Origin of the sequence: Streptomyces sp. NBC_00287 (assembly GCF_036173105.1) — a bacterium.
In the GTDB taxonomy this organism is placed as follows: Bacteria; Actinomycetota; Actinomycetes; order Streptomycetales; family Streptomycetaceae; genus Streptomyces.
The window spans coordinates 7440072-7453161 of sequence record NZ_CP108053.1 but is presented as its reverse complement, the minus strand read 5'-3'; the positions used below and the strand labels follow the sequence as shown (position 1 = coordinate 7453161).

Genomic DNA, 13090 nt, shown 5'->3' with positions numbered 1-13090 from the left:
TCACCAGGCGAGGCGGAGGCGGTACGGGGAGCGGTGGATCATCGTCGGCCGCATGGTGACCGGATCGTCCTCCGCCAGCCTCAGGCCCGGCAGCCTGCGGGTCAACTCCTCCAGAGTGAGACGCAGTTGCTCGCGCGCGAGCAGTGATCCGGGACAGCCGTGCACACCGAGCCCGAAGGCGAGATGGCCGCCCGGGGACCGGGTGATGTCGAAGGCGTCGGGCCGCTGATGGCGTTCGGGGTCGCGATTGGCGCCGCCGAAGGCGACGAACAGCGCGGCCCCGGCGGGGAGTTCGGTGCCGGCCAGGGTGACCGGACGGGTGGTGACCCGGCGGAAGCCCTGGAGGGCGCTGTCGTAGCGGGCGGCCTCGTCGACCGCCGCCGGGATGCGCTCGGGCTCGGCGCACAGCAGCTCCCACTGGGCCGGGTGGCGCAGCAGATGCAGCACGGTGGTGCCGAGCAGGGCGGTGGTCGTCAGATGGCCCGCGAGGAGCAGGTTCTGCAGGTGGGCGACGAGTTCGTGGCGCTGCTCCAGGGTCGGTCCGTCCGACCCGGGCGGCAGCACGGACGCGACGAGCTCGCTGCACAGGTCCTCGCGCGGGTCGGTGTGCCGCTGCCGTGCACAGCGGTCCAGGAGGTGCTGCATGGCGACCACGTCCTCGGCCGCCGCGACCTGCTCGGCCTCCTCCAGCGGCCGGAACAGCAGCTCCTCGGCGCGGTGTCCGCCGTGCACCACGGCGGGCACGTCCGCGGGGTCGAGGCCGACGATCCGGCCCATCACCTCGCCCGGCAGCCGCCGCGCGTAGGCCGCCATGAACTCCACTGCGCCGTCCTCGACGAACGCGTCGACCAGCGCCGCCGCGCGCTCGGCGGCATACGGCAGCACGGCCTCGACCCGGGCCGGGGACAGGCCCCGCACGATCGGGGTGCGCAGCCGCAGATGGAGCACCCCGTCGGCGGTGACGACGACGGGACGTCCGCCGAATCCCCGGCCGAGCACGGCGAGCGCGGCCGGCGAGGGCAGCACGTCGGGCCGAAGCGCGTTGGCCGAGGAGAAGTCCTCGGGGCGGCGCAGCACTTCACGGACGTCGGTGTCCCGGGCGACCAGCCAGGCGTCGAGTTCGGCGACATGGGTCAGCCCGTCGCTGTGGCGGGCGCGCGCGTAGTGCGGATAGGGGTCGCGCTGCAACTCGTCCAGTCTTCCGTACGGTTCACGGCCCACGAGAACGCCCTCCGGCCCGGTGGTGGCGGTCGCGCTCATGCTGCCGTACAGGTGTGCGGGTTTGATAGGCGGCAACCGGCCGTCAGAAGACCACCGACCAGCCCTCCCGCCCCGTCTGTTGCGCCGTGTACGAAACCCCGTGCACCTTCAGGCCCTTGGGGTCGAAGAGGTTGATCTCGCCGCCCTTGTTGCCGAGTTCGGCCCCTTCGCCGAGCGGGACCAGCAGACAGGCGCCGGCGGCCAGCGGTCCGGTCGGTACCGGGGCCCGCTTGCCCTGCCGGCCGCCGACGGTCCAGCCCGTCAGGTCCACGGCCTCGGGCGAGGCGTTGATCAGGGTCACGGTCTCCGCCTCGGGCGCCGGACCGCGCGGGTTGACCAGGGCCGCGACGACCCGGACCGGAAGGGTGCCGGGCTCGGGGCGGGTGCCGTCCACGGCGTCGAGGGCGTGCCCGGTGATGTCGTCGGTGTGCCAGGACTGGCTCTGGAAGGCGAGGAAGATCCCGACCCAGCGCTCCTGAGCGGGGAAGTGCAGCAGGATCCCGCCGTCCTGCCAGACTCCGTCGTCGCCGCGGAAGCGACGGCTGTTGCCCTGGTTCATGTGCACGTCGTGAACACCGTTGCCCGGCTGGAAGCCGAACACCTTGTCCCGTACGCCGTTTTCGGGACCCCAGCGCTCGCCGAAGACGTACAGCCGGGCCTCGGGGTCGTCGACCGCGCGTCGTACGTAGTGGTCGAGGAGGTCGGCGAGGTCGTTGTCGGGCCCCGAGAGGTCCGGCGGAAGCTTGCGCATCGCGGCCGGGTCGAAGAGGTTGCCGCGCACGAAGTCGAGGTTCGCCCCGCCGGATCCGGACGGCAGGACGTTCCAGCCGCCGGGCAGTCCCGCGAGCCGGTCGGTGACCGGGTGGCGGAAGTCGTCGGCGACGAAGTACAGCAGCTCAGAGGGCTGTTGCTGGGACAGGACGTTCACCGCGGCGCGGTAATTGGTCCCTTGATCGTCCGTCAGATGGATCTGGTAGTGCGGTGTGTCGGTGGCGCCCTCGCGCCGGGTGTCGACGGCCCGTGCGATCAGGACACCGTAGGACTTCAGTGGCATGAGACCAACTCCCCCTGGACTATGCAGGAAGGGTAGGGCGCATCCGCACCCCGGGAACCGGCTTCGCACCGGCCCACGCCACCTGTACGTCTCCGCGTCGACCGCGGGTTGGTCCGTGTGTGTGAGCCGTATACGAGCACGCCGCCCACCAGGCCGGATTCCTTAGGATCGTGCGGTGGTCAACTTTCAGCTCGAACGCACGGCGCCGCTCTCCCCGGACGAGGCCTGGCGCCGCCTCACCGAGTGGCTCCGCCATGGGGAGGTGGTCCCGCTGACCCGCGTCACCGTGGAGACACCCGGGCCGAACCGGGAGGGCACGGTCTTCGTGGCGCGTTCGGGCCTCGGTCCGCTCTCCTTCGACGACCGGATGGAGGTGACCGTGTGGCGGCCGCCGACCGAGGACGCGCCCGGTCTGTGCCGACTGGAGAAGCGGGGCCGGATGGTGCTGGGCTGGGCGGAGATCGAGGTGCGTCCGGGTCCGGGTGGGCGGGCGCGGGTCGTGTGGCGCGAGGAGCTCGGAGTGCGGCTGCTGCCGGGGTTCTTCGACGGCCCGCTGCGGACTGCGGCGCGGTTCGTGTTCGGGCGGGCGGTGAACCGGCTGCTGAGAGCCGCCTGACAAACTGAGCCTCATGATCCCAAAGGACGCCGAGAACACGGCGGTTGACGAGGTCGAGGAACTTGCGGCGGACGCGCTGCGCCGGCTCCTCGTCCAGGCGCGGGACGTCGGGGACGGCGGCCTCGGCTGGCCCGAGCGGCCGTCCGACGCGGCGCCCGAGGCGATGTACTACAACGGCACCGCCGGGATCGTGCCGACGCTGCTGGAGGCCTGGCGCCACTTCGACGACGACCGGTACGCCGACACCGCCCTGCGCGCCGCCCGCGGCCTCGCGTCCGCCGTCGAGGAGACGGAGGACAGCTCCCTGTACTTCGGCCTCACCGGCATGGCGCTCGCGCTGCACGCGGTCCGCGACCAGCTGGGCGACGCCCACGCCGGTGCCGCCGCGGAACGGGCGATGGCGCTGGTGCGGTCCCGCTTCGACGGGACGCGCTGGGGCGAGCTGTTCGAGCTGATGGGCGGCAACGCCGGGATCGGCCTCGGCGCGCTGGCGCTCGGGGACACGGAGTTCGCCGTACGGGCCGTGGAGCCGTACCTGGACGCGGCGGAGCGGACCGCGGCCGGTGTCCAGTGGCCCCACCGCCCCGGTGTGCCCGGGCGGATGCACCACATCTCGCACGGCACCCTCGGCATCGTGATCGCGCTGGCGCCGATCGGCGTCGCGTCGGGTCGCGCGGACCTCACCGAGCTGGCCCTTGCGGGCGCCGCGGATGTCGTCTCCCGCGACGAGGCGGGCCCCGACGGCTTCCTGGTCCCGCACTCCGACCCCAGGCACGGCGGTGAGCTGACCGCGCGCCACAACTACGGCTGGTGCCACGGCCCGGCCGGTGACGCCCAGGTGTTCCGGCTGCTGCGGGACGCCCTCGACGACTCCGTCTGGTCGGCCCTGGCCGACCGCTGCTGGCACACCGTCACCCGCAGCGGGCTGCCCGAGCGGCTGAGCCCGGGCTTCTGGGACAACAACGGCCGCTGTTGCGGCACGGCGGGCGTGCTGGCGCTGGCCTGCGACCGGATCGCCGAGCAGGGCGACTCGCCGGACTTCGCCCGGGTCCTGGTCGCGGACCTCGCCGCGCACGCGATCCGGGACGCGGACGGCGCCCGCTGGTCGAACGTGGAGCACCGGGCGACCCCGAGCGAGCTGGAACCGGAGACGGGCTGGGCGATGGGCAACGCGGGCATCGCGCGCGAACTGCTGCGCTGGGTACGGCTGAGCCGGGGCGGCGCCCCGGACTACGCGTTCGCCTGGCCGGACCAGCCCGCGGTGCGGCGGGCCGACTCTCAGGCCACCGAGCCGATCCGGCCGGCCGGTGCCGAGGCCGCGTCGTGATGGATGGGCGTATGGGCGCCGGTCAGTGAGACCCCGCTGCCGCCACGGCGGTTCGCGACGATCTCGGCGGCGATCGACAGGGCGGTCTCCTCGGGCGTACGGGCGCCGAGGTCGAGCCCGATCGGGGACCTGAGCCTCGCCAACTCCAGCTCTGTCACGCCGACTTCGCGCAGCCGCTCATTGCGCTCCAGGTGGGTGCGGCGCGATCCCATCGCGCCGACGTAGGCGACGGGGAGGCGTAGGGCGAGCTGGAGCAGGGGTACGTCGAACTTGGCGTCGTGGGTCAGCACGCACAGGACCGTGCGGGCGTCGACCTGGGTACGCTCCAGGTAGGTGTGCGGCCACTCGACGACGATCTCGTCGGCCTCGGGGAAGCGGGCCTTCGTCGCGAAGACGGGCCGGGCGTCGCACACCGTCACCCGGTAGCCCAGGAACTTGCCGATGCGCACCAGCGCCGACGCGAAGTCGATCGCGCCGAAGACGATCATCCGGGGCGGCGGCACCGAGGACTCGACGAGAACCGTGAGCGGTGCTCCGCAGCGAGAGCCCTGCTCTCCGATCTCCAGGGTGCCGGTGCGGCCGGCGTCCAGATAGGCGCCCGCCTCGGCGGCGACCGTGCGGTCCAGCTCGGGATGTGCGCCGAAGCCGCCGTCGTAGGACCCGCTGTCGGGCCGGACGAGCAGCGCCCGCCCCATCAGTTCCGCCGGTCCCGACACGATCCGGGCCACCGCCGCCGCCTCACCACGGGCGGCGACGGCCAGCGCCGCCGTGATCACCGGGCGGGCCGGATCCGCGGCCCGTACCGGAGTGACCAGGATGTCGATGATGCCGCCGCAGGTCAGTCCGACCGCGAAGGCGTCCTCGTCGCTGTAGCCGAAGCGCTCCAGGACGGTTTCGCCGTCCTCCAACGCCTGTTGGCACAGCTCGTAGACCGCCCCCTCCACACAGCCGCCGGAGACCGAGCCGATCGCCGTGCCCTCGGTGTCCACCGCGAGCGCGGCGCCGGGCTGGCGGGGCGCGCTGCCGCCGACCGCGACCACGGTCGCCACGGCGAAGTCACGCTCCTGCTCGACCCACCGGTGCAGTTCCTCGGCGATGTCCAGCATCTCTCGGTCTCCTTAAGGCGGTTGTGCGGAGGGCGAGCGGCTAATGCACGCCCATCCAGCTCTCGATCGGGTTGAGGGCGAAGAACACCACGAAGATCACCGTCAGGGCCCACATGAACGCCCCGATCTCCCGGACCTTGCCCTGGGCGGTCTTGATGGCGACGTAGGAGATGACGCCGGCGGCGACACCCGCGGTGATGGAGTACGTGAACGGCATGATCACGACGGTCAGGAAGACCGGGATCGCGGTGGCGCGGTCGGCCCAGTCCACATGCCGGGCGTTCATCATCATCATGGCGCCGATGACGACCAGGGCCGCGGCCGCGACCTCGCCGGGCACGATCGCCGTGAGCGGGGTGAAGAAGAGACAGGCCGCGAAGAACAGGCCGGTGACGACCGAGGACAGCCCGGTACGGGCTCCCTCGCCGACGCCCGTCGCCGATTCGACGAAGACGGTCTGGCCGGAGGCGCCGGAGACGCCGCCGATCGCGCCGCCCGCGCCGTCAATGAACAGCGCCTTGGACAGGCCCGGCATCCGGCCCTTGTCGTCGGCGAGCTTGGCCTCGGTGCCGACGCCGATGATCGTGGCCATCGCGTCGAAGAACCCGGCGAGCACCAGCGTGAACACGATCATGCCGACCGTCATCGCGCCGACCTCGCCCCAGCCGCCGAACTCGACGTCACCGAAGATCGAGAAGTCCGGCATGGAGACCGCGCTGCCGTGCAGTTCGGGAGCGCCGCTCGCCCACTGCTTGGGGTCGATGACATCGAAGGCGTTGAGGGCGACGGCCAGTACGGTGCCGCCGATGATGCCGATCAGGATGGAGCCGGGGACGCCGCGGGCCTGGAGCATGAAGATGGCCAGCAGGGTCACGGCGAACAACAGCACGGGCCAGCCGGCCAGTTCGCCCGTCGGGCCGAGGGTGACCGGGGTGCCCTCGCCCTGGTGGACGAAGCCGGCCTTGTAGAAGCCGATCAGGGCGACGAACAGACCGATGCCCATGGTGATCGCGTGCTTGAGCGCGAGCGGAATCGCATTCATGATCATCTCACGCAGGCCGGTGACGACCAGCAGCATGATGACCACGCCGTACATCACGCACATGCCCATGGCCTGCGGCCAGGTCATCTGCGGGGCGACCTGTGAGGCGAGGACGCCGGAGACGGAGAGGCCGGCGGCGAGGGCCAGGGGCACCTTGCCGAAGAAGCCCATCAGCAGCGTGGTGAAGGCGGCCGCGAACGCGGTCGCGGTGATCAGGGCCTTCTGCGCGAGGGTGTCCCCCGCCGCGTCCTTGCCGGACAGGATCAGGGGGTTGAGCAGAAGGATGTACGCCATCGCCATGAAGGTCGTGACGCCGCCGCGCACCTCGCGCGCGACCGAGGAGCCTCTCTTGGATATGTGAAAGTACCGGTCGAGCCAAGACCGTCCGGCCGGGACGAGGGTGCCTTCACCCGCGTCGTCGGCAACGGTCTTCGGCTCCAGTGACTGCTGGGTCATGTGGGCCTACTCCCAAGGTTCACAGGGGCACCCGTATGGGGAACCGCGGGCGCGGCTACGGGATTTGGGAAGGTGCTTCGGCCGCACGACCCGGGGGACGGCCCGAGACGAACGAACTGTGGGTACTCCGGGCGGCGCGGCGAAGTGTGACGTTCCCGGCGCCGCCCGGAGAGACTTGCGGTGTTTCGCTACGCCTGACCGGTGAGGTGTTCCGGCCGTACCGGCGTCCTGTTGAGCTCCAGCCCGGTCGCGTTCCGGATCGCCGCGAGGACGGCCGGAGTCGAGGACAGGGTGGGTGCCTCGCCGATGCCGCGCAGCCCGTACGGGGCGTGGTCGTCGGCGAGTTCGAGCACGTCGACGGGGATGGTCGGCGTGTCGAGGATCGTGGGGAGGAGGTAGTCCGTGAAGGACGGGTTCCTGACCTTGGCGGTCTTGGGGTCGACGACGATCTCCTCCATCACCGCGATGCCCATGCCCTGGATGGTGCCACCCTGGATCTGGCCGATGACGGAGAGCGGGTTGAGCGCCTTGCCGACGTCCTGGGCGCAGGCCAGTTCGATGACCTTGACCAGGCCGAGCTCGGTGTCGACCTCGACGACCGCGCGGTGGGCCGCGAAGCTGTACTGGACGTGTCCGAAGCCCTGGCCGGTGCGCAGATCGAAGGCCTCGGTGGGACGGTGCCGCCACTCGGCCTCGACCTCGACGAACTCGCCCTCCAGTACGTCGACCAGGTCCGCGAGGACCTCGCCGCCGTCGGTGACGACCTTGCCGCCCTCCAGCAGCAGCTCCGCCGTCGCCCAAGCCGGGTGGTAGGAGCCGAACTTGCGGCGACCGATCTCCAGCACCTTCTCGCGAACGAGCTCGCAGGAGTTCTTGACGGCGCCGCCGGTGACGTACGTCTGACGCGACGCGGAGGTCGAACCGGCGCTGCCCACCTGGGTGTCGGCGGGGTGGATGGTCACCTGGGTGACACCCAGCTCGGTGCGGGCGATCTGCGCGTGGACGGTGACTCCGCCCTGGCCGACCTCCGCCATCGCGGTGTGCACGGTCGCGACGGGCTCGCCGCCCACGACCTCCATGCGCACCTTGGCGGTGGAGTAGTCGTCGAAGCCCTCCGAGAAGCCGACGTTCTTGATGCCGACCGCGTAGCCGACACCGCGCACGACGCCTTCACCGTGCGTGGTGTTGGACAGACCGCCGGGCAGCTGCCGTACGTCCACGCCCTCGGAGCTCTCCCACTCGCGCTCCGGCGGCAGCGGCATCGCCTTGACGCGGCGCAGGAGTTCGGCGACCGGGGCCGGCGAGTCGACGGGCTGGCCCGTCGGCATGATGGTGCCCTGCTCCATGGCGTTGAGCTGCCGGAACTCCACCGGGTCCATACCGAGCTTCGCCGCCAGCTTGTCCATCTGCGCCTCGTAGGCGAAGCACGCCTGGACCGCGCCGAAGCCGCGCATGGCGCCGCAGGGCGGGTTGTTGGAGTAGAGGGCGATGGCCTCGATGTCGACGTCGTCGACGATGTACGGCCCCACGCTCAGCGAGGAGGCGTTGCCGACGACCGCCGGGGAGGCCGACGCGTAGGCGCCGCCGTCCAGAACGATCCGGCACTTCAGGTGGGTGAGCTTGCCGTCCTTGGTGGCCCCGTGCTCGTAGTAGAGCTTGGCGGGGTGGCGGTGGACGTGTCCGAAGAAGGACTCGAAGCGGTTGTAGACGATCTTGACGGGCTTGCCGGTGCGCATGGCCAGCAGACAGGCGTGGATCTGCATCGACAGGTCCTCGCGGCCGCCGAACGCACCGCCGACACCGGCCAGCGTCATCCGGACCTTGCTCTCGGGCAGGCCGAGGACGGGCGCGATCTGCTTGAGGTCGGAGTGCAGCCACTGGGTGGCGATGTAGAGGTGGACGCCGCCGTCCTCCTCCGGCACGGCGAGGCCGGACTCCGGGCCGAGGAAGGCCTGGTCCTGCATGCCGAAGGTGTACTCGCCCTTGACGATGACATCGGCCTTCTTGGCGGCCTCTTCGGCGTTGCCGCGGATGATCGGCTGGCGGTGCACGATGTTGGGGTGCGGGACGTGGCCGATGTGGTGGTCGTCGCGGTTCTCGTGCACCAGGATCGCGTCGGGCGCGGTCGCGGAGGCCTCGTCGGTGATGACCGGCAGTTCGCGGTACTCGACGTGGATCTTCGCGGCGGCGCGGCGGGCGGTCTCCGGGTGGTCGGCGGCGACGATCGCCACCGGCTCGCCGTGGTGACGTACCTTGCCGTGGGCGAGCACCGGGGTGTCCTGGATCTCCAGGCCGTAGTGCTTCACCTCGGTCGGCAGATCGTCGTAGGTCATGACGGCGTAGACGCCCGGCATGGCGAGGGCCTGGCTCGTGTCGATGGACACGATCTCGGCGTGGGCGACCGTTGATCTGAGGATCTGGCCCCAGAGCATGTCCTCGTGCCACATGTCGGACGAGTACGCGAACTCGCCGGTGACCTTGAGGGTGCCGTCGGGGCGGAGGGTGGACTCACCGATGCCGCCCTTGGTCGGGGAACCCTGGGTGACCTTGGTGGGAGCACCAAGGGGAGCGCCGTTGGTGGGCATCGTCAGACCGCCTCTCCCTGCCGGGCGGCCGCCAGGCGGACCGCGTCCATGATCTTCTCGTAGCCGGTGCAGCGGCACAGGTTGCCCGAGAGCGCCTCGCGGATGTCCGCGTCGCTCGGGTTGGGGTTGCGCTCCAGCATCTCGTCGGCGGCGACCAGCAGACCCGGGGTGCAGAAGCCGCACTGGACGGCGCCGGCGTCGATGAACGCCTGCTGCACGGGGGAGAGTTCGGTGCCCTCGCCGGTCTGCGAGTCCTGGCCCTCAGCCTGCCAGTCCTTGGCCTCGTCGAGCCCGGTGCCACAGGCCCCGGTCGCGCAACCGCCCTCGGCGCGCTGCTTGGCGAAGTCGGCGAGCCCCTCGACGGTCACGACCTCACGGCCCTCGACCTGACCCGCGGCGACCAGACAGGAACACACCGGAACGCCGTCCAGGCGAACCGTGCAGGACCCGCACTCGCCCTGCTCGCAGGCGTTCTTGGAACCGGGCAGGCCGAGCCGCTCGCGCAGCACGTACAGCAGGGACTCGCCCTCCCACACGTCGTCGGCTTCCTGCGGACGTCCGTTGACAGTGAAGTTGACTCGCATCAGGCGACTCCCTCCGAGTGGGCGGCGGTGCCGCGGTACGACTCCCAGGTCCAGGTCAGCGTGCGGCGGGCCATGATGCCGACCGCGTGGCGGCGGTAGCTCGCCGTGCCCCGGACGTCGTCGATCGGGTTGCAGGCGGCGGAGCACAGGTCCGCGAACTGCTTGGCGACCGACGGGGTGATGATCTTGCCGTTGTCCCAGAAGCCGCCTTCTTCCAGAGCGGCGTTCAGGAACTCCTCGGCGGCCTTGGCCCGCACGGGCGTGGGCGCGGCCGAGCCGATGCCGGTACGGACGGTCCGGGTCTTCGGGTGCAGCGCAAGCCCGAAGGCGCACACGGCGATGACCATGGCGTTGCGCGTACCCACCTTCGAGTACTGCTGCGGCCCGTCCGCCTTCTGGATGTGCACCGCGCGGATCAGCTCGTCCGGCGCCAGCGCGTTGCGCTTCACTCCGGTGTAGAACTCGTCGATCGCGATACGGCGGCTGCCGCGCACCGACTCGACCTCGACCTCGGCGCCGGCCGCCAGCAGGGCGGGGTGGGCGTCGCCGGCCGGGGAGGCGGTGCCGAGGTTGCCGCCGACGCCGCCGCGGTTGCGGATCTGCGGGGAGGCGACGGTGTGCGAGGCGAGGGCGAGACCCGGGAGCTCGGCGCGGAGGTCCTCCATGATCCGCGTGTACGGGACGGAGGCGCCGAGCCGCACGCTCTCCTCGCCGACCTCCCACTCGTAGAGGTCGCCGATGCGATTGAGGTCGAGGAGGTACTCGGGCCGGCGGTGGTCGAAGTTGATCTCGACCATCACATCGGTGCCACCCGCAATCGGCACAGCGGTGGGGTGCTCGGCCTTAGCGGCGAGCGCCTCCTCCCAGCTGGCGGGGCGAAGGAAGTCCATGACCGGCTCTCTTCTTCGTCTCAGTGCTCTTGGAAGTCGTACAGATTGAGCCAATCCGTGTGCGGCGGGCCCGGCTCGTTCACGTGCTGTTAACGCGGAGTGGTGTCAGTACACCGCCCTCTACTACACCGGGGTCAGTCACGGAAACCATGAAGGAGTTGGCTGGCCAGGCTGGTCATCTTGTAGATTCGTATGAACGGAGGTCATCAGTAACCTCTTGGTTCTCCTGTGGAAACCTGCGACGCACACCACGTGACCTGGGACACAGCCGAAACGCGACCCGCGCGACGGCGAGCGTCGCTCACCGGCCCGCCGGACGGGCCCGAGACCCCACCATCCACCTAGATCCATCGTAGATTTCGAGACAAAGAACGGCGGCGACAAGAATGCGGCTGCGCGCACTGCTCGACACGGACGCGCTGGGCCTCAAGCTGCTCGGCGGCGAAGAGGAGCTCGACCGCACCGTCCGCGGCGTGATGACCACGGATCTGCGGGACCCCAGCCGCTATCTGTCGGGCGGCGAGCTGGTGCTCACGGGCCTGGCCTGGCGCCGGGACGCCGACGACTCGGAGCCGTTCGTACGGATCCTCGCGCAGGCCGGGGTGGCCGCCCTCGCGGCCGGTGAGGCCGAGCTGGGCGATGTCCCCGAGGACCTGGTCCTGGCCTGCGCCCGGCACCGTCTGCCGCTGTTCGCCGTGCATGAGTCGGTGGCCTTCGCGACGATCACCGAGCATGTCGTACGGCAGGTCTCCGGCGAGCGCGCGGGGGACCTCGCGGCGGTCGTGGACCGGCACCGCCGCATGATGACCTCGGGCCCGGCGGGGGGCGGCCCGGATGTCGTCCTCGATCTCCTGGGCTCGGACCTGGATCTGCGTGCCTGGGTGCTCTCCCCCACCGGACGGCTGATCGCCGGGTCGAAGGTGGGCGGCCCGGTCCTGCCCGCCGATATGTGCGCCAAGCTCGCCGCCGAGCACCTGGCCGCGGCCCGCACCGGTCGGCGCGGCCCGCACCGGTTCACGCTCGACGCGACGCCGTACTCGCTCTTCCCGATCCGCAGCACCGGCCGCTCCCCGCAGGCCTCGCGCGATGTGCGCGAGACAGTGCTGTCGGACTGGCTGCTGGCCGTGGAGGCGGACGCCGGGGACTGGCCCGAGGAGCGGCTGGACCTGCTCCAGGGCGTCACCCAGCTGATCGCGGTCGAGCGGGACCGCCGGGACGCGGCCCGCACGGTGCGCCGCCGGCTGGCCCAGGAGGTCCTGGAGCTGGTCCAGACGGGCGCCGCGCCCGCCGAGATCGCCGCCCGTCTGAGGGTGGCCGCCCCGGTCCTGCTGCCCGGTCTGGGGGCGGCCCCGCACTGGCAGGTCGTCGTGGCCCGCGTCGAGTGGGAGGGCGGCGAGGTGGAGTGCGGTCCGGTGGCCCAGTCGCTGCTGGAGGAGATCCTGGTCGACCCCCTGGCCATGGGCCCCGAGCCCTCGGACCGTATCGCGGTGGCGCACACCGGCGACGAGGCCATCGCGCTGGTCCCGCTGCCCGCCGTCTCCTCCGAGCACGACGGCTCGGAGGAGGGCATCCTCGCCGACCATCTCCTGGAGTCGGTACGGGACCCGCTCTCGGCAGGGCTCGACGACGACGGCCGGGTCACCCTCGGCGTCAGCGCGGCCGTCCACTCCGCGGAGGGCCTGCGCGGGGCGCTGGAGGAGGCGAGACACGCCCGCAGAGTGGCGGCGGCGCGCCCCGGCCGCGTGTGCGCGGCGGGCCACCAGGAGCTGGCCTCGCACGTCCTGCTGCTGCCGTTCGTCCCGGACGACGTACGCCGGGCCTTCACGGCCCGTCTGCTGGACCCCCTGCGCGACTACGACCGCCGCCACCGGGCCGAGCTGATCCCCACCCTGGAGGCGTTCCTGGACTGTGACGGCTCCTGGACCCGCTGTGCGACCCGGCTCCATCTCCACGTCAACACACTGCGCTACCGGGTGGGCAGAATCGAGCAGTTGACGAGCCGGGACCTGTCCCGACTCGAGGACAAGCTCGATTTCTTCCTGGCGTTGCGGATGAGCTGAGGTCACGCGGGCGGGCCCGATCGGGGCCGCTGTCCCACGACTTTGTGAAATCCTTCACCTACACCCCTTGGCCTGCATGGTCCGCAGATGCTGAAATGCGGCCACCACTC

General features: G+C 71.3%; 10 protein-coding genes. 3 read left to right on the top strand and 7 right to left on the bottom strand.

Features of this window, described 5'->3' with window-relative positions; all coding sequences use genetic code 11:
* Both OHT76_RS33835 and OHT76_RS33830 read right to left on the bottom strand, forming a co-directional pair.
* Positions 1-1260 carry a cytochrome P450 gene (locus OHT76_RS33835; RefSeq protein WP_443049864.1) on the bottom strand — a complete coding sequence of 420 codons (1260 nt, stop codon included), beginning with the start codon at positions 1258-1260 and terminating at the stop codon, positions 1-3.
* Positions 1261-1303: 43 nt separating this feature from the next.
* Positions 1304-2314, bottom strand: a complete 1011-nt coding sequence (locus tag OHT76_RS33830; protein WP_328874653.1) for a DUF2278 family protein — start codon at positions 2312-2314, stop codon at positions 1304-1306.
* Between the two features lie 175 nt (positions 2315-2489).
* On the opposite strand from OHT76_RS33830, the gene OHT76_RS33825 reads away from it, so the two are divergent.
* A complete protein-coding gene (locus OHT76_RS33825; RefSeq protein WP_328874652.1) occupies positions 2490-2930 on the top strand; it encodes an SRPBCC family protein in 441 nt (146 codons plus the stop codon).
* 13 nt (positions 2931-2943) lie between these two features.
* A complete protein-coding gene (locus OHT76_RS33820) occupies positions 2944-4257 on the top strand; it encodes a lanthionine synthetase LanC family protein (RefSeq protein ID WP_328874651.1) in 1314 nt (437 codons plus the stop codon).
* On the opposite strand, the gene OHT76_RS33815 is transcribed toward OHT76_RS33820, so the two are convergent.
* The 5 genes from OHT76_RS33815 to OHT76_RS33795 all read right to left on the bottom strand — a co-directional run bounded on the left by OHT76_RS33815 (position 4209) and on the right by OHT76_RS33795 (position 10920).
* Complete coding sequence (locus tag OHT76_RS33815) at positions 4209-5363, bottom strand: XdhC family protein (RefSeq protein WP_328874650.1); 1155 nt, start codon at positions 5361-5363, stop codon at positions 4209-4211. The two genes, OHT76_RS33820 and OHT76_RS33815, sit on opposite strands and share 49 nt — an antisense overlap.
* A 40-nt stretch (positions 5364-5403) precedes the next feature.
* Positions 5404-6861 (bottom strand): NCS2 family permease, encoded by a 1458-nt coding sequence (locus OHT76_RS33810; RefSeq protein ID WP_328874649.1) that lies wholly within the window; start codon positions 6859-6861, stop codon positions 5404-5406.
* Positions 6862-7049: 188 nt separating this feature from the next.
* Positions 7050-9446, bottom strand: coding sequence for a xanthine dehydrogenase family protein molybdopterin-binding subunit (locus tag OHT76_RS33805; RefSeq protein ID WP_328874648.1), 2397 nt, complete (start codon positions 9444-9446; stop codon positions 7050-7052).
* Between the two features lie 2 nt (positions 9447-9448).
* Complete coding sequence (locus OHT76_RS33800) at positions 9449-10030, bottom strand: (2Fe-2S)-binding protein (RefSeq protein WP_328874647.1); 582 nt, start codon at positions 10028-10030, stop codon at positions 9449-9451.
* Complete coding sequence (locus tag OHT76_RS33795; RefSeq protein ID WP_328874646.1) at positions 10030-10920, bottom strand: FAD binding domain-containing protein; 891 nt, start codon at positions 10918-10920, stop codon at positions 10030-10032. Before OHT76_RS33795 ends, OHT76_RS33800 begins: the two co-directional genes overlap by 1 nt.
* 386 nt (positions 10921-11306) lie before the next feature.
* Between OHT76_RS33795 and OHT76_RS33790 the strand changes: the two genes are divergently transcribed.
* The gene (locus OHT76_RS33790; protein WP_328874645.1) at positions 11307-12980 is read left to right on the top strand and encodes a PucR family transcriptional regulator; all 1674 of its coding nucleotides are present in this window, start codon (positions 11307-11309) and stop codon (positions 12978-12980) included.
* Positions 12981-13090: the final 110 nt, after the last annotated feature.